Genomic DNA, 19,208 nt, shown 5'->3' with positions numbered 1-19,208 from the left:
GAAGCCATGCAGCTGCAGCCCAAGCCCGCCGACTACCCCCGTATTCGCAAAGCCCTGAGTTTCTACAAGGTGACCTCGGTGGTCACGGGCGTCATGCTGCTGATGCTCTGCGCCGTCATGGTGATGAAGTACGCGTTCAACGTGCAGCTGTACCTCTTCACCGAAGACGGCTTCGCGCACTTCTACGAGCTCGCGCCCGAAGGCCTCGAATCCGACTTCCAGGCGAGCGGATTCGACCTGTTCAAGGCGATCCTCATCGCGCACGGCTGGTTCTACGTGGTCTACCTCATCTCCGACTTCCTGCTGTGGAGCCCGATGCGCTGGGGCTTCATGCGGTTCCTCCTCATCGCGCTCGGCGGAGTCATCCCGTTCATGTCGTTCTTCCTCGAAGCCCGCATCGTTCGCGAGGTCGACGGCTTCCTCGATTCTCGCGAGAGCGCGCTCGCGCCCGACACTTCACACCCGACCGCTGCGGCATCGTCCGCCACCACCTCGAAAGGCTCACTGGAGCGATAATGGCGACACTGTCAGAACAGCCGGAGACGGATCACCGTCCGGTTCTCGTAGTCGATTTCGGCGCGCAGTACGCGCAGCTCATCGCGCGACGCGTGCGCGAAGCCGGCGTCTACTCCGAGCTCGTGCCCCACACCATCACTGCTGCGGACGTGCAGGCGCGCAACCCGCTCGGCATCGTGCTCTCGGGCGGTCCTTCGTCGGTGTACGAGGAAGGCGCCCCCGCATTCGACGCGAGCGTCTTCGATCTCGGCATTCCGGTGCTCGGGATCTGCTACGGCTTCCAGGTGATGGCCCGCGCTCTCGGCGGCACCGTCGGCAACACCGGCGACCGCGAGTACGGCGCGACTGATGCGCACGTCGTCGGTGACGGCGGGGCGCTTCTCGGCGGGCAGCCGAATGCTCAGAACGTCTGGATGAGTCACGGAGACGCGGTTCAGGCGGCGCCCGAAGGATTCGAGGTGCTCGCGAAGACCGCGGTGACGCCCGTCGCCGCGTTCGGTTCCGCCGAGCGCAAGCTGTACGGCGTGCAGTGGCACCCCGAGGTGAAGCACTCGGACCACGGGCAGCAGATCCTCGAGAACTTCCTGCACCACGTCGCCGGGATCGCGCCGGACTGGAACGCCGGCAATGTGATCGCCGAGCAGGTCGCGCGCATCCGCGAACAGGTCGGCAGCGCCCGCGTGATCTCCGCGCTGTCGGGCGGCGTCGACTCGGCTGTGTCGACGGCGTTGGTCCACGAGGCGATCGGCGACCAGCTCACGGCCGTGTTCGTCGATCACGGGCTGCTCCGCAAGGGTGAGCGCGAGCAGGTCGAGAAGGACTACGTCGAATCCACGGGCGTGCGTCTCGTCACCGTCGAAGCCGCTGACACCTTCCTCGGCCACCTCGCGGGCGTGACGGATCCGGAGCAGAAGCGAAAGATCATCGGCCGCGAGTTCATTCGCGCGTTCGAGCAGGTGCAGCTCGACCTCGTCGCTGAGGCCAAAGCGGAGGGCGAGCCCATCAAGTTCCTCGTGCAGGGAACGCTCTACCCCGACGTGGTCGAGTCGGGCGGAGGATCGGGCACCGCGAACATCAAGTCGCACCACAACGTCGGCGGCCTGCCCGAGGACCTGGACTTCGAGCTGATCGAACCCCTCCGTGCGCTGTTCAAGGACGAGGTGCGCGCGATCGGCCGCGAACTCGGCATCCCCGAAGCCATCGTCGGGCGCCAGCCGTTCCCGGGGCCCGGCCTCGGCATCCGGATCGTCGGCGAGGTGACGCGGGAGCGCCTCGAGGTGCTTCGCGAGGCTGACGCGATCGCGCGAGAAGAGCTCACGATCGCCGGCCTCGACAACACGATCTGGCAGTGCCCCGTGGTACTGCTCGCCGACGTGCGCTCCGTGGGGGTGCAGGGGGACGGCCGCACCTACGGGCATCCCATCGTGCTGCGCCCGGTCTCGTCAGAGGACGCAATGACCGCGGACTGGACGCGCGTGCCGTACGACGTGCTGGCGCGCATCTCGAACCGCATCACCAATCAGGTCCCAGAGGTCAACCGGGTGGTGCTCGACGTCACGTCGAAGCCGCCGGGAACCATCGAGTGGGAGTAACAGAACAGCCCGGCTTCGGCCGGGCTTTTCTGTTGCTCGCGCGAGTGGAAGTGCGCAGGGTGGCACTCGATCGCCGGCGATCGAGTGGGAGTAGCAGAACAGCCCGGCTTCGGCCGGGCTTTTCTGTTGCTCGCGGGAGTGGAAGTGCGCAGGGTTGCACTCGATCGCCGGCGATCGAGTGGCGGCGACCGATGCTCGGGGGCTGCGTGGGGTGAGCAGGGGTGCGACAGGGTCGCGAAAGCGCAGTTCGGCACCGCGCTCTGTCCGGCGTGCGCACGAACTGCGCTCTCGCTCGAGTGAGTACGGCCGGAATGCCGGAAGGGCCCATGCGCTGAAGGTCGAATGCCGGAGAGGCGCGAAGATGGGAAAGCCGGAGGCCCGAAAGGCCGAGCGCAGCCCCTCCCGGCTGCGGCGCCCCCAAGGCCAAGAACGACGAACGGGCCCGGCGCCGAAGCGCCGAGCCCGTTCGTGTGACGTGCGTATCGAAGAACCTGGTCAGTCGCCGCGCAGGATCGCGAGGATGCGCAGGATCTCCACGTAGAGCCAGATCAGCGTGACCATCAGACCGAATGCGGCCGACCATGCCCACTTCTCGGGGACGCGATTCTTGACGCCGTTCTGAATGAGCTCGAAGTCCATGACCAGCGAGTAGGAGGCGAGCAGCACGGCGAGCGCGCCGATCGCGACGCCCAGCGGGCCGCTGCGCATGCCCCAGGGGTCCTGATTCACGCCGGTGAGCATGAGCACGACGTTGACGAGGGAGAACGCGAGGTACCCGAAGATCGCGACCATGAAGATCTTGTTCATCTTCGGGCTGGTGCGCACCTTGCCGTTGCGGAACAGGATCAGGACCGTCGCGAAGACGGCCAGAGTGCCGATGATCGCCTGCGAGACGATACCCGACCACTGCGATTCGAAGATGCCCGAGATGCCCCCGAGGAAGACGCCCTGGAAGACCGCGTACAAGACGATGAGCGGCACGCTCGGCTGCTTCTTGAACGAGTTCACCAGACCGAGAACGAGGCCGATGATCGCGGCCGGGAGTGCGAGAGCCGGCATGAACCATCCGACGGCACCGAAGGCGAGCACGATGACGAAGAGCATGACGGTCTTCGAGATCGTGTTCTCGTACGTCATCGGCTTGTCGGATGGTGCGACCGGGGGATGCTGGATGCCCCCGTACGACGCCTCCGCCGCGGGAGTGTCGACACCCGGACGCTGGGTCTGCGCAGCGGGCTGTTCGTAGATACGGCGCAACTCATCGGCGGTAAGTGTCTTACCGTTGAGTGCCGGGTTGTTGCTGAGAGCCGGGTTGCTCATGCGTCAGGATCCTTTCCAGGCGTATGGGTCTGCTTCAGTGTATCGAGTCGGCGCTTCGGATCGGCTGTGACTCTTGGACGCCGTTCACCGAGAGCGCAACGGTCGCCTGCCCTAGGCTGAAGCCATGGTCAGCCTGGAACGCCGCCCGCTCATCATCGGCCATCGCGGAGCGTCGGGGTACCGCCCCGAGCACACGGCGTCGGCCTATCGTCTCGCGTGCGAGATGGGTGCGGATCTCGTGGAGCCCGACATCGTCGCGACGCGTGATGGCGTGCTCGTCGTGCGGCACGAGAACGAGATCTCTGGCACCACCGATGTCGCTGATCGCCTCGAGTTCGCCGACCGCCGCACGACCAAGACGGTCGACGGTGAACGGCTGACCGGGTGGTTCACCGAGGACTTCACCTGGGACGAGCTCGCCGTGCTCGGAAGTCGCGAACGCCTTCCGCAGGTGCGCCCGGACAACACGGTGTTCGACGGCGCCGAGGGGATCCTGCGCCTGCGCGACGTGCTCGCGATCGTCGATGCGCACAGTGCTGAGTCCGGCCGTGACATCGGCGTGGTGGTCGAGGTGAAGCACGCGCGCTTCTATGAGGATCGCGGGATCGATCTCGCAGAGATGCTGTGCGCGGAGCTCGCTGCGTGCGGCTGGGCGGATCGCGCAGACTTGCTGGTGATCGAGTCGTTCGAACTGGGCGTGCTCGACCGTTTGCGCGCTGCGGAGGTGCAGGCCGCCTTCGTGTTCCTCGCGGAGCGTTTCGGGTCTCCGGCCGACGAACCGGTCGGAGAGGCGCCGCCGCGCAGTTATGCGTGGTATCGGAGCGACGCGGGGCTCGACCTCCTCGCGGGGCGGGTCGACGGCATCAGCGTCGCGAAGGCGAATCTGCTGCGCGTCGGCGTGCTCGGCCAGGCTCTCGGGCCGACCAATCTGGTCGAGCGAGCGCACGCGAGGGGGCTCCGGGTGTTCACCTGGACGCTGCGTCCGGAGAACCGCTTCTTGAACCCGGCCTTCCGCAGTCATGCTCAGCGCACGGGGGAGGAACCGGAGGCCACGGCGCAGTGGGGCGACTGGCTCGCCGAGTTCTCGATGATTGCGAGCTCGGGCGTCGACGGCGTGTTCGTCGACCACCCCGATCTGGGCGTCGCCATGCGCGACGGCGCGGTGGCCTGAGACGTGCGCTGCGTGCTGGCCTGAGCCGCGCGTGGCGGTTCAGGCGGGCGTGCTCGTCCGCTCGCCCACGAGATTCTGCAGCATGAGGGCGCGCAGCTCGGCATCGCTGTGGCGGCGGTCGAGGAGGAAGCCGAGCTTTCCCGCAGCCGCTTCGAGCGTCATATCGCCGCCGTCGATGACGCCGGCCGCGGCGAGTTCACGGCCGACGGCGTAGCGGTTGAGGTCGACGCCGCCCGTCGTGCACTGCGTCACCGCGACGATGGGCATTGCGGCGCAGAGCTCTCGGAGGGTGCCGAGCATGCCGGGGCGAGCCATCGGGCCGTTGCCGCTGCCGTAGCACTCCAGCACGAGGCCCTGCGGGCGTCCGCCCACCGAAGCGCGCAGATCATCGGAGGTCACGGCGGGAACGAATCGAAACGCGAGTACGCGCGATGGCGCGCTCGGCACTGCGGATCCGGCGTCGACGGGCGGTGGCGCTGGCACGCCGGCGGCGCCCGCGGCGAGGGGAAGCTCTGCGCGGAACGCTGCGAGCGCGACGCTGTCGTGCTTGGTGGCCCGCACAGCCGGGAGCAGGTCGCCGCCGAACGCAATCGCGGCCGGTGAACCGGGCGCGGCCTTCACCGCAGCGCGGATGGCGAGCGTGAGATTGCCGATCGCATCGCTGCCCTCCTCGCCGTGGGCCAGCTGGCTGCCGGTGACGACCACCGGCACGCCGAGATCGCCGAGCTCGAACGCGAGCCGGGCCGCTGTGTACGCGAGGGTGTCGGTGCCGTGGGTGATGACCACGCCGCGGGGGCGCTGAGTGCGTACGCGGGCGCGCACCGCGCGTGCAATCTTCGGAGCGGTATCGGCGTCGGCGTTCGCGCTGTCGATCGCGGGTGAGAGATGGTTGACGCGGGCTTCGACGCCGAGCGGGAGGCAGATGCGCGCGACGAGGTCTTCGAGGATCTCGGGGAACTCGGGATCGGGCGCGAGGCCGCTGTCGGTGCGACGCATGCCGATCGTTCCACCGGTGGCGAAGACGAGCACGGACGGGCGCCGAGTGGCGGAGGATGACATAACTCCTATTCTGCGGGATCGGAGGGCGTTGGCCGTGCGCCGGGCCAGCGAGGCCGAATGTCGGAGGCGCCTCGTAGACTGGGGGCACGATGAGCGACTTCGAACTTCTCGACCCTTCAGGTCTCCCGGTCGGCGGCGGAACCGGCGCGAACGGCACGGCCGACGACCCCCTGGTCGACGGTCTCAACCCCGCGCAGGCGCGAGCGGTGACGACTCGTGGACCCGCGTTGCTGATCGTCGCGGGAGCAGGCTCGGGCAAGACCCGGGTGCTGACGCATCGCATCGCGCATCTCATTCGCGAGCGCGAGGCATGGCCGAGCCAGATCCTCGCCATCACGTTCACGAACAAGGCCGCGGCCGAGATGCGGGAGCGCATCGAGGGGCTGCTCGGAGACGCATCGCAGGGCATGTGGGTCTCGACCTTCCACTCGGCGTGCGTGCGCATCCTGCGTCGCGAGGCTGAGCGCTTCGGCTATGTGTCCGGCTTCACGATCTACGATTCCGCCGATTCCCGTGCGCTGCTGAAGCGCATCATCAAGGAGCTCGACGCCGACACGTACGGCTTCACTCCGGCGAACTCGGGTTCGAAGATCTCGAAACTCAAGAATGAGCTGGTCGACGCCGCGACGCACGCGGCGACGATGAACGAGAACGACCCTCGTGAGCGGCTGTTCGTCGAGATCTTCAGAATGTACGAGCAGGAGCTGAAGCGTGCGAACGCGTTCGACTTCGACGACCTCATCGGGCAGACCGTGCACCTGTTCCGTTCGCACCCCGATGTCGCGGCGATCTATCAGCGCCGCTTCCGTCACATTCTCGTCGACGAGTATCAGGACACGAATCACGCGCAGTATTCGCTGATCCGCGAGCTCACACGGCCCATCGAACCGGAAGAGGTCGAGCGCCTCGTGCCGCCGGCGCGCGAGCGCGAGCTCGACGCCTCCGGCCGCATCCCCGCCGCGAGCCTGACGGTCGTCGGCGACTCCGATCAGTCGATCTACGCGTTCCGCGGCGCCGACATTCGCAACATCGTCGAGTTCGAGCGCGATTTCTCCGGCGCCGAGGTCGTGAAACTCGAGCAGAACTACCGCTCGACGCAGAACATCCTGTCAGCGGCGAATGCCGTGATCGGCAACAACTTCGACCGCCAGGAGAAGCGGTTGTGGACGTCGGAGGGCGACGGCGAGCGCATCGTCGGCTTCACCGGGTACTCGCAGCACGATGAAGCACGCTTCGTCGCGGAGGAGATCGAGGACCTGCACCGCGCGGGCGTCGCCTACAGCGACATCGCCGTCTTCTACCGCACGAACTCCCAGACGCGCGCCCTCGAAGAGCTGCTGATCCGGTCCGCCATTCCCTACCGCGTGCTCGGCGGCACGAAGTTCTACGAGCGCGCCGAGGTGAAAGACGCGATGGCGTACCTCACGAGCATTGCGAACCCGTACGACCCCATCGCGTGGTCGCGCCTCCTCGGCGCTCCGAAGCGCGGGGTCGGCGCGATGGCGGAGGCCCATCTCGCGAACTTCCAGGAAGCCAACGGCCTGTCGTTCCACGAAGCAATGCTGCGCGCGGAGGAGGTCACGGCGATCGGCCCGAAGATCCGCGCGACCGTCCGCGGATTGGGCGAGATGCTCGTGCGGGCATCACGGATGGCCGCCGGTGGCGGTGCGACCGACGTCGCGGGTGAAGACGCCGTCCCAGCCCCCGTCGGCGACGTGATGAAGCTGGTGCTCGACGAGACCGACATGATCGAGAAGCTGCGGGCGAAGCGCGACCCGCAAGACGATGCCCGCGCTGAGAACCTCGAGGAACTCCTCGCCGTGGCGCGCGAGTTCGACGTGAAGCAGCCCGGCGCGGGTCTGCTCGCATTCCTGACCGAGGTGAGTCTCGTCGCCGCCGCCGACGACCTCGACGACTCGAGCGGCACCGTGTCGCTGATGACGATGCACACGGCAAAGGGCCTCGAGTTCGCAGCCGTCTTCATCACGGGAGTCGAAGAAGGACTCCTCCCGCACCAGATGTCTGTCGATGAGATCGGCGGCATCAACGAGGAACGCCGGTTGATGTACGTCGGCATCACGCGAGCGCGCGAGCGTCTGTACCTCACACTCGCCTCGACCCGTGCGACGTTCGGCGACGTCTCCGTCGCAATGCCGTCGCGGTTCCTGCAGGAGATCCCCGAAGGGCTCATCGACTGGCGGCAGTCGCCGGGCGAGGTGACCGGACGGGGCGGGACCGCTTCGCGCGCGCTGAACGCACCCCGCTCACCGGGATCGAACGGATCCTGGTCGCGCACCCGTACGGACTCCGCAGTGTCGTTCTCCGGAGGCGGAGGAGGGTCTGGATCGGCCGCAGTCAGCGAGCCCGCGAGCGGGAACATGCAATCCGCGCTCGACAAGTGGCGCGAACGGAAGCGACTTGCGAAGGAGGCTCAAGCGAGCGGGGGTGGCTTCCCGAACCTCGTCGACGGTTCGGTGAGAGACAACGGCGACCTCGAGCTCGCAACAGGAGACCGCATTCGGCACGACGAGTACGGCGACGGCAGGGTCACGGGAATCTCGGGCTCCGGAACGAAGCGCATCGCCCACGTGGTATTCGACACCGTCGGAGAGCGCAAGCTGCTCGTGAAGCTCGCACCGATCGAGAAGGTCGTCGAATAAGTAGGCGCCGCTCGTTGAATACCTGGGCGACGCAGGTTAGAACGCTGCGGCGCGAGGGAACGCGGCGCCTACGCCTACGCCGCGTTCGCGCCGAGCAGTCGGCGGAAGTCGGCCGCGATGCGCAAGAAGTCCGACTCGTCGGCGCTCACGTCGCCGCTCCCCGCCGTCCACTCGGCCATCTGCGCCGTCATCGCGCCATGCACGAGCGCGAGGGCCAGCGCCGACTCCCGCTGCGGCGAGTCCAGCTTCGCGTGCTCCGGGTGCGCCCGAAGCCACGCCACCGCGACCGCGTCGAGCTGGTAGCCCGATTCCAGAATCGAGATCATCATCAAACGCCCGGCCTCGTACTGCTCGGCGACGAGACGGCCTCGATCCCGCGCAATGTCGGCATTGACGCTGCGGTGGCCGATGGCCGCGAAGAGCAGACGGAAGAGACCCAGCGGAAGATCGTCTGGCGTGCTGTCGAGCACGGCGAACGCGGCTTCGCCGTCCGGGATGTCGATCGCTCGCCCGACGATCGCATCGTCTCGGGACGGGAAGTAGTTGAAGAAGGTGCTCCGAGAGATATCGGCGCGTTCGCAAATGGCATCGACCGTGACGTGCTCGACGCCGAGCTCTAGGGCGAGCTGCACCGCCGATGACTCGATGGCGTTCTCGGTGCGCCGGCGCTTGCGTGCTCGCAGGCCCTCGGGGCGGGCCTCCTCCGTAGTGCTCACGTGACTTCTCTCCTGCCGCGCCGACTCGAATACCCGCCCCGGAGCGGGGAGGCCGGCGGCCGCAGCGCGATCGAGTGTATTCTTCATCGCTGAGAGAACGGAAGATGTACGGCGAATGTTGCATCGAACCGAGAATCTCGCCATATGCCCCGATCGCGGAAGTGTGTACCCTATACCCGGACGGCTGGGGAAGACGGGGGATGCGCACGGCATCGAAGGGAGGGCGGAGTATGCCCTCGGCGACGGCATTCCTCCGCAGACACGACGCGCATTCGTGGTACATCACCTTCGCCGCCGTGCTCATGTCGCTCACGCTCGCGGTCGACCTGCTCTTCCCCGACTACATCGAGCATCGCGCGCTGAACTGGGCGCTGCTCGTCATCACCCTGACCAGTGCCGTGACGGCGCTCTTCCTGGGACGGCGCCTCCCGCGGTGGGTGGGCATCGTCGCCGTCTTCATCTTCCTGGTGGCCCAGGCCTACTTCCTGAGCCTCGCCGACGACCCGCAATCGGTGATCTCCGCGCTGCAGCAGCTGCCCATCGTCGCCTTCTACCTCGGCTGGTTCGTGCGGCCGCGTCTCGCCCTGCCGCTGATCGCGCTGTGCATGGCGGTGTTCGGGATCGTCATGGTCTCCAACCCGCTCTTCAACCCCGAGGGACGCATCGGCGCCCCCGTGGCGGTGCACGGCCTGCTGAGTCTGCTCTTCTGCTACATCGCAGGCAACTATCTCTGGCGTCGAGCGAAACGCGTCGACGCCACCGATGCGCTCACCGGAGCTCTCCACCGGGCCCCGTTCTTCGAGCGGGCAGCGGTCAGGCTGCGACGCCGCACCACTCCGATGTCGCTGCTGGCCATCGACTTCGACGGCTTCAAGCAGGTCAACGACGCGCACGGTCACGCCGCCGGCGACCGGGCCCTCGAAACGACCGTGAGCGCATGGAGAAGCGAACTGCGCAGCAGCGACGTCATCGGTCGGCTCGGCGGCGACGAGTTCGCGATCCTCCTCCCCGATACGGATCGCGCGGAAACGAGTGCCATCGTCGAGCGTTTGCAGGCCGCGTCCACGCACCCGTGGTCGTGGGGTGCGAGCGAGTACGCCGCCGGCGACGACCTCGCCGCACTCCTGCAGCGCGCCGACGCGGCGCTGTACGCGCAGAAGCGGCTGAAGCGGCAGGTGCCGCATGGATAGCCGCCGGCCCCGCGTGAGCGCGAGAGCTGTCGTGCGCGACGCGTGGGAGCGCTTCGACCGCAGGCAGACGCCGTTCTCGTACATGAGCGCAGCCGTCCCGCTGCTGCTCGCAACCGTCTTCGTCTTCGATCTCCTCCTGCCCCACCCGCACCTCAACCGATCTGCAGTCTCGCTGTGGCTCACCTTCTACATCGTGGCCACCGTGCTGCCGCTGGTGCTCGGGCGCCGGTACCCGCTCTGGGCCGGGCTCGTCATGTTCGCCGGCATCGAGTCGTTGTCGACCTACTTCCTCCTCGCCTCGATCCATGTGCACGCCGAGATCAACGCTCTCCTCGAGCTTCCGCTCATCGCGCTGTACATCGGGTGGTTCTACCCTGCGCTGCTCGGTCGCGCCCTCATCGGGCTCGGTGTCGTGCGCCTCCTGTTCATCCTGCACCTCAACCCCGACCTCGGAAACGGCGTATCCGACCCCAGGATGATGGTCGGCTACGCGATCCTCGTCGCGCTGTTCTGCTTCGAAGGGGCGAGAACCGTGCAGCGTCAATTGCGCAAGGAGGCGCGACTCGATTCCCTGACCGGGGCGCTGAATCGTCGCGGGCTGCAGCAACTCGCCGGGGTCGTGCGGCGCCGAGCGGCCCGCAGCGGCGAACCCGTCACCGTCGCCATGCTCGACTTCGACGATTTCAAGGGTGTGAACGATGCCGGTGGGCATCTGGCCGGCGATACCGCGCTCTCGGCGAGCGTGGATGCGTGGAACGAGCTGGTGGGCCGCCGCGGCACCACCGCGCGTCGAGGCGGGCTCGTCGCGCGGCTGGGCGGGGACGAGTTCGCGCTGGTCTTCCGCGGCGACGCAGCCGCAGTGGAGGAGCAGCTCGGGAGGCTCCGGACGGACTCCGATTTCTCATGGTCGTGGGGGATCGCGACGGCCCGCGCGGGCGAACCGCTCGACGCGGTGCTCGCGCGGGCGGACGCCGAGCTGTATCGCGCGAAGCCGGGAGGCGGTCGAGGGACGCCCATCACGCGATGATAGGCTGAGCACCGGTCGAGTTACCTCGACATCGAGACATTTTTCTGCCTCGGATCACCCCGACTCCCAAGCAAAGGACAGTACGTGGATCTGTACGAGTACCAGGCACGAGATCTATTCGAACGATACGAGGTGCCGGTACTGGCCGGCATCGTCGCCGACACCCCGGAAGAGGTGCGCGCGGCTGCCGAGAAGCTCGGCGGCGTCGTCGTCGTGAAGGCGCAGGTGAAGACCGGAGGCCGCGGCAAGGCCGGCGGCGTGAAGGTCGCGAAGACCCCCGATGAGGCGTTCGAGGCGGCGCAGTCGATTCTCGGACTCGACATCAAGGGACACGTCGTCGAGCGCGTCATGGTCGCCGCGGGCGCTGACATCGCGCAGGAGTTCTACTTCTCCGTGCTGCTCGATCGTGCCAACCGCTCGTACCTGTCGCTCGCCTCGGTCGAGGGCGGCGTCGAGATCGAACTGCTCGCGGTGGAGAAGCCCGAAGCGCTCGCGCGCATCGCCGTCGACCCGATCGTGGGCATCGACGCTGCGAAGGCGGAGGAGATCGCCCGGGCCGCGAAGTTCCCCGAGGAGCTCATCCCGAAGGTGGTTCCCGTCTTCCAGAAGCTCTACGAGGTGTACGTCGGCGAAGACGCCACGCTCGTCGAGGTGAACCCGCTCGTGCTCACCGGCGCCGGCGACGTCATCGCCCTCGACGGCAAGGTATCCCTCGACGAGAACGCCGACTTCCGTCAGCCGCAGCACGCTGAGCTCGCCGACAAGTCGACCGAGGATCCGCTCGAGGCGAAGGCCAAGGCGCAGGACCTGAACTATGTGAAGCTCGACGGCGAGGTCGGGGTCATCGGCAACGGCGCCGGGCTCGTCATGTCGACGCTCGACGTCGTCGCCTACGCGGGCGAGAACCACGGCGGCGTGAAGCCCGCCAACTTCCTCGACATCGGCGGCGGCGCGTCTGCAGAGGTCATGGCGGCGGGACTCGACGTGATCCTCGGCGATCCGCAGGTGAAGTCGGTGTTCGTCAACGTATTCGGCGGAATCACCGCCTGCGATGCGGTCGCCAACGGCATCGTCGGCGCGCTGAAGAAGCTCGGCGACGCCGCCAACAAGCCGCTCGTCGTGCGTCTCGACGGCAACAACGTCGAAGAGGGCCGCGCGATTCTCAACGAGGCTGCCCACCCGCTCGTGACGCAGGCCGCCACGATGGACGAGGGCGCCGACAAGGCCGCCGAACTCGCGAACGCCCGCTGAGCCGAGACGAAAGACTGTAGGAGAACCACCATGTCGATCTTCCTGAACAAGGATTCCAAGGTCATCGTCCAGGGCATCACCGGCGGCGAGGGCACCAAGCACACCGCGCGCATGCTCGCCGCCGGGACGAACGTCGTCGGGGGAGTGAATGCCCGCAAGGCCGGCACCACCGTCTCGCACGTCGACGCCGACGGGGCAACCGTCGAGCTTCCCGTCTTCGCCTCGGTCGCCGAGGCGATGGAGGCCACCGGGGCGAACGTATCGGTGGCGTTCGTGCCGCCGGCCTTCACCAAGGACGCCGCCATCGAGGCCATCGACGCCCGAATCGGCCTGCTCGTCATCATTACTGAGGGCGTGCCGGTGAAGGACTCGGCCGAGCTGTGGGCGCACGCCCAGGCGACCGGCAACGAGACGCGCATCATCGGCCCGAACTGCCCCGGCATCATCACCCCGGGCGAGGCGCTCGCAGGCATCACGCCGGCCACGATCACCGGCAAGGGCCCGATCGGCCTCGTCTCGAAGTCGGGAACACTGACGTACCAGATGATGTACGAGCTGCGCGACCTGGGCTTCTCGACGGCTATCGGTATCGGCGGGGACCCGGTGATCGGTACGACGCACATCGACGCGCTCGCCGCGTTCGAGGCCGACCCCGAAACCCGCGCCATCGTGATGATCGGCGAGATCGGCGGCGACGCCGAGGAGCGCGCCGCCGACTACATCAAGGCGAACGTGACGAAGCCCGTCGTCGGCTATGTCGCCGGGTTCACGGCTCCCGAGGGGAAGACGATGGGCCACGCAGGTGCGATCGTCTCCGGTTCGGCCGGAACGGCGCAGGCGAAGAAGGAGGCCCTCGAGGCTGCAGGCGTGAAGGTGGGCAAGACGCCGACTGAAACGGCGAACCTGCTGCGCGAGGCGTTCAACGCACTGTAAGCACCGGCGCATCTCTGCCAGAGCGGGGCGGTCTCCTTCGGGAGGCCGCCCCGCTCGCGTTCGGAAGGAGCACGGGACGAATCCGCGCAGTCTCCCGTAAACTGGAGAGGTTGTGCGCGAAGTCGCGCCTCCGCGCGCCCCCCGGCCGCGCCACTTCGAAAGGACCGCCGTGACCCGCCTCATCCGCACGCTCTCCCTCACCGCCGCCGCAACGGCAGCGATCGCCCTCGCACTCACGGGCTGCTCGACGCAGTCGGGCGGCTCGACCGACGAAGCGTCCGGCGAGGCGCTGCGCATGGGCACGCAGCCCTGGCTCGGATACGGGCAGTGGTACGTCGCCGAGGACCAGGGCTTCTTCGAGGACCGCGGAGTCGACGTGCAGCTGTCGAGCTTCAACGCCGACTCCGACGTGAACGCCGCGCTCGCCGCCGATCGCCTCGACATGGCGAACGTGGGCGCTCAGGCCGCACTGCAGTTCATCGAGGAGGGCGTGGACGTCTCGATCGTGCTCATGCTCGACTCGGCCACTGAAGCCGACGCGATCTTGAGCACTTCGGGCATCGATGATGTGGCGGGGCTCAAGGGCAAGACGGTGGCGTTCGAGAAGGGCGCCACGAGCGAGATCCTGATCGCCGAAGCGCTCGAGGAGGCCGGCCTCGACTTCGACGACATCGAGGTCGTCGAGTCGTCTGCTGACAAGGTGACGCCCATGCTGCTCGCCGGCCGCGTGGACGCCGGGGTGACGTACGAGCCTTACATCAGCGAGGCGCTCGGCTCGGAGGCCGGAGCCGAAGCCGTGGTGACCGCCGGAGAGTTCCCCGGGCTCATCACGGACGTGCTGGTCGTGCGCAACGACGTGCTCGACGAGCGTCCGGACGAGGTGCGCGACGTGCTCGCCGCGTGGGACGATTCCGTCGCGTACTACGAGAGCGACACCGAGGCCGCGCAGGGCATCATCGCCGCAGGGGTGGGCTCCGACCCTGCCGATCTTGAAACCGCCTTCGCCGGCGTGCACTACTACTCGCTCGCCGAGAACCGCGATCAGCTCTCGGGCGACTACGCCGACGAGACGCTGCCGGCTCTCGCCGAGGTGGCGCAGCGCATCGGGTTGATCTCGGGCGATGTCGACGCGACGAGCGCGATCCGCGCCGAGTTCCTCGGGGAGTAACCGGCAATCATGGCGGGACCCGTGAACACCGTTCCGGCGCTGCGGCGTCGGCGTGCGCGTATCGGACGACCGATCGGGCGCCCGGCGTACCTCGCGATCGCGAGCACGACGTTCGTGCTGCTCATCGCCGTGTGGTGGGCGGCCGGCGCGACGGGTCTCGCGGACCCGATGTTCCTTCCTGGCCCCGGCGCGGTGCTCGAGGCTCTCGGCCGGCAGGTTGCGAACGGCGAGCTGTGGAGCGACGTCGGGGTCAGCTCCTTCCGCATTCTCATGGGCTTCGTGATCGCGACCGTCATGGCGATCCCGGTCGGCACGCTCATGGGTGTGAACGCCCGGGTGGAAGCCGCGCTCGAGCCGCTCATGGATTTCATCCGGTACATGCCGGTCGTCGCATTCGTTCCACTCACGATCGTCTGGGTCGGCATCGACGAGAATCAGAAGTTCTTGATCATCTGGATGGGCACCTTCTTCCAGCAGGTGCTCATGGTGGCCGACGCGGTGCGGCGCACCCCGCGGACGCTGGTGAGTCTGGGGGAGACCCTCGGGCTGAGCTGGGGGCAACTGCTGGTGCGGATCGTCGTGCCGTCGGCGATGCCGCGCATCTGGGACGCGCTGAGAATCACGCTCGGGTGGGCCTGGACCTGGCTCGTCGTCGCAGAGCTCGTCGCCGCTTCAAGTGGCATGGGCTACCGCATCACGGTGGCGCAGCGATTCTTCGAGACCGACCTGATCATCGGGTACGTGTTCGTGCTCGGTGTGCTCGGGCTGATTCTCGATCAGGCCATGCGCGCGGCCGGTCGGCGCATGTTCGCGTATCAGGAGGGTCGCCCATGAGCGCTCAGCACCCCGCGTCGCCGAAACTGCGGGCGGCCGGCATCGTGAAGCGATTCGGGAGCGTCACGGCTCTGGAGGGCGTTGACCTCGAAGTCGGAACGAACGAATTCGTCTCGATCGTCGGCGCTTCCGGCTGCGGCAAGTCGACGCTGCTGTCGCTCATCGCCGGTCTGGAGGAACCGACGTCCGGCACACTCGAGGTGGACGGTGCTCCGATCACGGGGCCGGGCAGAGACCGCGGTGTGGTCTTCCAGCACGCGACGCTCATGCCGTGGCTGACGGTGCAGCAGAACGTCGAATTCGCGTTGCGCGGCGAGCGGGGCCTCTCCCGGGCGGATCGGGCGGATCGGGCTCGGGACTTCCTGGGCCTCGTCGGCCTCGACGGCTTCGAACGCGCACGGCCGGTCGAGCTCTCGGGCGGCATGCAGCAGCGCGTCGCACTTGCGCGCTCGCTGAGCTACGGACCGGAGATCCTGCTCATGGACGAGCCGTTCGGGGCGCTCGACGCTCTCACGCGCCGCACCATGCAAGAACTGCTGCTCGAGGTGTGGGAACGGCACCGCATCACCGTGCTCCTCGTGACCCACGACATCGGTGAAGCCGTAGTGACGAGCGATCGCGTCATCGTGATGAGTCCGCGTCCGGGCCGTGTGCAGCAGATCGTCGACGTGCCGATCGCGCGGCCGCGCACCCTGGCGTCCGAGCGCACCGTCGAGTTCCAGGAACTGCAAGACCGCATCCTCGGGCTGATCCACGGCGCCGAATAGCAGCGGTCACCTGCGATACGCCGCACGCAGCGCGGGCTCGAGCTCGGGGTACTGGAACGCGAACCCCGACCGGTCCAATCGTTCGGGCAGCACCCACCGGCTCTTGAGTACGAGTTCCGTCTCGGTGCGGATCGCGATCGCACCGACCTCCTGCGCCCAGCGGGGCAGCGGCGGGCCGATCGCGAGCCCGAGTACGCTGCGCGCCGTGCGCATGAAGGTGCGGTTGTCGACCGGGTTCGGTGCGCTCAGGTTCACGGCGCCGTCGAGCTCTGGATGCTGCTCCAGGAAATCGAGGGCCCGCGCGGCGTCTTCGATGTGGATCCAGCTGAACATCTGCGAACCGCCGCGCGCAGCGAACCGGTGCGCAGTGCCCGCGAGCCGACGAGCCCGGGTCACCGGCCAGCGGCCGTCGAGTTGCGATCCGCCCATACCGAGGCGAGCCAAAGCGCGAATCGTCGGAAGCACCCCACCGGAGCCGAGTACGATCGCGGTGCGCAGTGCGACGCGACGCGTGCGGGGCAGTGCATCGCGCATCAGCGCCGCTTCCCACGCCTGCGCGACGCCGACCGAGAAGCCCGAACCGATCTCGCCGCCGGCCTCGGTCATGGGGCGGTCATCGGCGTGCCGGTAGATGGTCGCCGTGGAGGCGTTCAACCAGACCGGCGGAGGGTCGGCGGCCGAAGCGATGGCCCGCGAGAGCCGTTGCGTGGTGACGACGCGGGATCGCATGATCTCGGCGCGGTTCGCAGCCGTGTAGCGGCAGTTCACGCTCTTGCCCGCCAGGCCGACGACGAGCGACGCGCCGTCCACTGCGTCGCGGAGTGCAGCGGCGTCGTTCCAGCTGACGTTCAATCCGGACCGACCCACCGTGATGACGTCGCGCCCGGCATCTCGGTACCGGTCCGCGAGATATCGGCCCATGAAGCCGCCCGCTCCGGTGATCACGACCCGCCCCTGCGGTGCGTCGGCGGAGCGTTGGAGCGGAGCGTGCGGCATGAGTGCCCGGCCTTCCCGTGCGCGATTCGAGAGCTGACCCCTCACCCTACGGCAGTGGGACCAGGGAATCCGGGGCACCGCTCGGAGTAAGATTCTGGCAATGAGATCTTTGGTGACCGCGGTGATCGCCGCAATCGAGGCGGTCGCCGTGGCGCTCGCCGGAATCGCCGTCGTCGCGGTTCCCGCAGTGCTGGTCTGGGTCATCACCTTCGGCCTCGCGGCCGAACCGGCGTCGGTCGCGGCCGACGTGACGGGCATCTGGCTGCTGGCGCACTTCGTGCCGCTGCACTTCTCGCTGTCAGCGGAGACGGCGCTCGGCCTGGGGCTCGCGCCGGAAGCGTTCAGCTTCACCCTGTCGCTCGTTCCTCTCGGCATCACGCTCATCTCGGTGCTGCTCGCACTGCGCGCGGGATGGCGGTTCGCCGGCCGTGGCGGGGTCGGCGCCATGGGCGTGCTCGGCGGCGCCGTCGGATTCGGGGCCGTCGCCCTCGCCGCAGCGGCACTCGCCGCGCCCCTGATCGAAGGCTCAGCGGTCCAGGCAGCGCTCAGCGCCGCCGCCGTGTACGGTGCCGCGTCGTGCGCGGCGTTCCTGGTGCGTGCCGGGCGCGACGGGCACCCGTGGTGGGAGTCGGGCGTGAGGATCGCGTTGCGCGGGCTCGAATACATGGGGGTCCGGTTCGGAGCAGCATTGCCGAGCCGTGCGGCCGAGATGTTTCGTCTCGCGGCGGCAGCGTTCGCGCTGATGCTCGGTATCGCCGCGCTGGGCTTCGCCGTCGCTGTGGCGGTCGGCTATGCCGATGTCACGGCGCTGGCGCAGAGTCTGCAGCTCGATCCCATCGGGTCGCTCACATTGTTCCTCGCGCAACTGGCGCTCGTGCCGCTGGCGATCGTGTGGAGCCTCGCGTGGATGTCGGGAGCCGGCTTCGAGATCGGCGCCGGAAGCTCGGTCACCCCATTCGAAACGCTGCTCGGCCCGCTCCCAGCCTTGCCCATGCTCGGCGTGCTTCCCGACGGTTGGGGTGAGCGCGGGGCGCTGGCCCCGGGAGTACTGGTCATCGCCGCGCTCGCTCTCGGCGTGCTCTTCGCGCGCCGACCCGGGATGCGCCGGGCCTCGTGGCCGGCCGCCGTGTCGATCACGGTGCTCGCCGCGGTGCTGTCAGGACTCTCCGTCGCCGGCCTGAGCGCCCTTGCGCGCGGGTCGATGGGGCCGGATCGCCTCGCGTCGAACGGCCCCGACCCCTGGCTCACAGGGGGGCTCATCGCGCTCGAGGTGGGCGGGGGCCTGCTCATCGGCGTCATCGCGGGACGCTTCGACGCGGCGAAGTTCCGCGCCGCGCTGCCATCCGTCGTTCCCGCAGCGGTTGCGTCGGGCGGTCTGCTGCCTGGCCGAGCAGCAGCCGCAGACCCTGCTCCCGGTGCCGGCGTCGGTGCCGGCGTCGGTGCCGGTGCCGACGCCGGTGGCGACAGCGACGACGTCGACTTCGAGACGGCGGTCGACGAGGCACTCGTCCTGGCCGCGGATCGAAATGCCGCCAGAGGACGGCGCGCTGTCGAAGACGCGACCGCCGACATGCACGAGATCGACGCGATGCGTACCGCAGGTGACGAAACCGACGCGTTCGACACTGCGGCCTTCGACGCCGAAGCATTCGGCACTGAGCCGACCCGTGCCGAGGCGAGCGACGGTCAAGAGTTCGGCACCGAGACGTTCGACACCGAGACGTTCGACACGGAGGCGTTCGATACCGAGGCGTTCGATACCGAGGCCTTCGTGCCGGCCGAACCGCTGCGTTCCGGCTCCGACGAGCCGACAGTCGATGATGCCTCGGACGAGGGCGAGGCGGAGTCACGACCCGACGCCCGTCGCGATTCCGACGAGCTGATCGACGAGGCGACACTCGTGCGGGCCTATTCGTGGGACGCGGAGGCGACGCCCAGCGACGACGCGGCGGAGGAGCCGAAGCCCGAACGTCGATCGGGTTGGCGGTGGCCGGGGCGAGGGCACTAG

At 68.2% G+C, this 19,208-nt stretch carries 16 protein-coding genes; 12 read left to right on the top strand and 4 right to left on the bottom strand.

Going from position 1 to position 19,208, the window contains the following annotated elements; all coding sequences use genetic code 11:
- Positions 1-6: 6 nt before the first annotated feature.
- Both JE033_RS04615 and guaA read left to right on the top strand, forming a co-directional pair.
- Positions 7-516, top strand: coding sequence for a DUF3817 domain-containing protein (locus tag JE033_RS04615; RefSeq protein ID WP_200329788.1), 510 nt, complete (start codon positions 7-9; stop codon positions 514-516).
- Positions 517-524: 8 nt separating this feature from the next.
- Positions 525-2,108: a glutamine-hydrolyzing GMP synthase gene (guaA, locus tag JE033_RS04610; RefSeq protein WP_090147490.1), complete on the top strand. Its 1,584-nt coding sequence runs from the start codon at positions 525-527 to the stop codon at positions 2,106-2,108.
- A gap of 495 nt (positions 2,109-2,603) precedes the next feature.
- On the opposite strand, the gene JE033_RS04605 is transcribed toward guaA, so the two are convergent.
- Positions 2,604-3,428: a Bax inhibitor-1/YccA family protein gene (locus tag JE033_RS04605; RefSeq protein WP_090147165.1), complete on the bottom strand. Its 825-nt coding sequence runs from the start codon at positions 3,426-3,428 to the stop codon at positions 2,604-2,606.
- A 124-nt stretch (positions 3,429-3,552) separates the two neighbouring features.
- Here JE033_RS04605 and JE033_RS04600 point away from each other — a divergent pair, with 124 nt between their 5' ends.
- Positions 3,553-4,599: a glycerophosphodiester phosphodiesterase family protein gene (locus JE033_RS04600; protein WP_200329786.1), complete on the top strand. Its 1,047-nt coding sequence runs from the start codon at positions 3,553-3,555 to the stop codon at positions 4,597-4,599.
- 39 nt (positions 4,600-4,638) lie between these two features.
- Here the strand turns inward: JE033_RS04600 and JE033_RS04595 are convergent, their stop codons facing one another.
- Positions 4,639-5,658, bottom strand: coding sequence for an asparaginase domain-containing protein (locus tag JE033_RS04595; protein WP_234037095.1), 1,020 nt, complete (start codon positions 5,656-5,658; stop codon positions 4,639-4,641).
- Between the two features lie 89 nt (positions 5,659-5,747).
- Here JE033_RS04595 and JE033_RS04590 point away from each other — a divergent pair, with 89 nt between their 5' ends.
- The gene (locus JE033_RS04590) at positions 5,748-8,318 is read left to right on the top strand and encodes an ATP-dependent helicase (RefSeq protein ID WP_200329784.1); all 2,571 of its coding nucleotides are present in this window, start codon (positions 5,748-5,750) and stop codon (positions 8,316-8,318) included.
- 74 nt (positions 8,319-8,392) lie between these two features.
- Here the strand turns inward: JE033_RS04590 and JE033_RS04585 are convergent, their stop codons facing one another.
- Positions 8,393-9,034, bottom strand: a complete 642-nt coding sequence (locus tag JE033_RS04585; protein ID WP_200329782.1) for a TetR/AcrR family transcriptional regulator — start codon at positions 9,032-9,034, stop codon at positions 8,393-8,395.
- A gap of 230 nt (positions 9,035-9,264) precedes the next feature.
- Between JE033_RS04585 and JE033_RS04580 the strand changes: the two genes are divergently transcribed.
- The 7 genes from JE033_RS04580 (at position 9,265) to JE033_RS04550 (ending at position 16,204) form a co-directional block, all read left to right on the top strand.
- Positions 9,265-10,224 carry a diguanylate cyclase gene (locus JE033_RS04580; protein WP_200329780.1) on the top strand — a complete coding sequence of 320 codons (960 nt, stop codon included), beginning with the start codon at positions 9,265-9,267 and terminating at the stop codon, positions 10,222-10,224.
- A 13-nt stretch (positions 10,225-10,237) separates the two neighbouring features.
- Complete coding sequence (locus JE033_RS04575) at positions 10,238-11,251, top strand: GGDEF domain-containing protein (RefSeq protein WP_370567900.1); 1,014 nt, start codon at positions 10,238-10,240, stop codon at positions 11,249-11,251.
- An 84-nt stretch (positions 11,252-11,335) separates the two neighbouring features.
- Entirely contained in the window at positions 11,336-12,502 is a 1,167-nt protein-coding gene (gene sucC / locus JE033_RS04570; protein ID WP_200329776.1) for an ADP-forming succinate--CoA ligase subunit beta, read from the top strand.
- A 30-nt stretch (positions 12,503-12,532) separates the two neighbouring features.
- On the top strand, positions 12,533-13,435 hold the full coding sequence (gene sucD / locus JE033_RS04565; protein ID WP_090147185.1) for a succinate--CoA ligase subunit alpha: 903 nt from the start codon (positions 12,533-12,535) through the stop codon (positions 13,433-13,435).
- Between the two features lie 169 nt (positions 13,436-13,604).
- Positions 13,605-14,603 (top strand): aliphatic sulfonate ABC transporter substrate-binding protein, encoded by a 999-nt coding sequence (locus tag JE033_RS04560; protein WP_200329774.1) that lies wholly within the window; start codon positions 13,605-13,607, stop codon positions 14,601-14,603.
- Positions 14,604-14,612: 9 nt separating this feature from the next.
- The gene (locus tag JE033_RS04555; protein ID WP_200329772.1) at positions 14,613-15,437 is read left to right on the top strand and encodes an ABC transporter permease; all 825 of its coding nucleotides are present in this window, start codon (positions 14,613-14,615) and stop codon (positions 15,435-15,437) included.
- Positions 15,434-16,204 carry an ABC transporter ATP-binding protein gene (locus JE033_RS04550; RefSeq protein WP_200329770.1) on the top strand — a complete coding sequence of 257 codons (771 nt, stop codon included), beginning with the start codon at positions 15,434-15,436 and terminating at the stop codon, positions 16,202-16,204. Before JE033_RS04555 ends, JE033_RS04550 begins: the two co-directional genes overlap by 4 nt.
- 6 nt (positions 16,205-16,210) lie before the next feature.
- Here the strand turns inward: JE033_RS04550 and JE033_RS04545 are convergent, their stop codons facing one another.
- Entirely contained in the window at positions 16,211-17,200 is a 990-nt protein-coding gene (locus JE033_RS04545; RefSeq protein WP_200329768.1) for an epimerase, read from the bottom strand.
- 100 nt (positions 17,201-17,300) lie between these two features.
- Here JE033_RS04545 and JE033_RS04540 point away from each other — a divergent pair, with 100 nt between their 5' ends.
- Complete coding sequence (locus JE033_RS04540) at positions 17,301-19,208, top strand: DUF6350 family protein (protein ID WP_200329766.1); 1,908 nt, start codon at positions 17,301-17,303, stop codon at positions 19,206-19,208.

The organism is Leucobacter sp. L43 (assembly GCF_016597785.1).
GTDB lineage: Bacteria > Actinomycetota > Actinomycetes > Actinomycetales > Microbacteriaceae > Leucobacter > Leucobacter alluvii.
The sequence above is the reverse complement of the archived record's forward strand: the minus strand, read 5'-3'. Positions and strand labels throughout refer to the sequence as shown.

Excerpts from the sequence above, each read along its gene's own strand:
- JE033_RS04615 (WP_200329788.1), top strand. The coding sequence starts at position 7 with ATGCAGCTGCAGCCCAAGCCCGCCGACTACCCCCGTATTCGCAAAGCC.
- JE033_RS04605 (WP_090147165.1), bottom strand. The coding sequence starts at position 3,428 with ATGAGCAACCCGGCTCTCAGCAACAACCCGGCACTCAACGGTAAGACA.
- JE033_RS04600 (WP_200329786.1), top strand. The coding sequence starts at position 3,553 with ATGGTCAGCCTGGAACGCCGCCCGCTCATCATCGGCCATCGCGGAGCG.
- JE033_RS04595 (WP_234037095.1), bottom strand. The coding sequence starts at position 5,658 with ATGTCATCCTCCGCCACTCGGCGCCCGTCCGTGCTCGTCTTCGCCACC.
- JE033_RS04590 (WP_200329784.1), top strand. The coding sequence starts at position 5,748 with ATGAGCGACTTCGAACTTCTCGACCCTTCAGGTCTCCCGGTCGGCGGC.
- JE033_RS04580 (WP_200329780.1), top strand. The coding sequence starts at position 9,265 with ATGCCCTCGGCGACGGCATTCCTCCGCAGACACGACGCGCATTCGTGG.
- sucD (WP_090147185.1), top strand. The coding sequence starts at position 12,533 with ATGTCGATCTTCCTGAACAAGGATTCCAAGGTCATCGTCCAGGGCATC.
- JE033_RS04555 (WP_200329772.1), top strand. The coding sequence starts at position 14,613 with ATGGCGGGACCCGTGAACACCGTTCCGGCGCTGCGGCGTCGGCGTGCG.
- JE033_RS04550 (WP_200329770.1), top strand. The coding sequence starts at position 15,434 with ATGAGCGCTCAGCACCCCGCGTCGCCGAAACTGCGGGCGGCCGGCATC.
- JE033_RS04545 (WP_200329768.1), bottom strand. The coding sequence starts at position 17,200 with ATGCCGCACGCTCCGCTCCAACGCTCCGCCGACGCACCGCAGGGGCGG.
- JE033_RS04540 (WP_200329766.1), top strand. The coding sequence starts at position 17,301 with ATGAGATCTTTGGTGACCGCGGTGATCGCCGCAATCGAGGCGGTCGCC.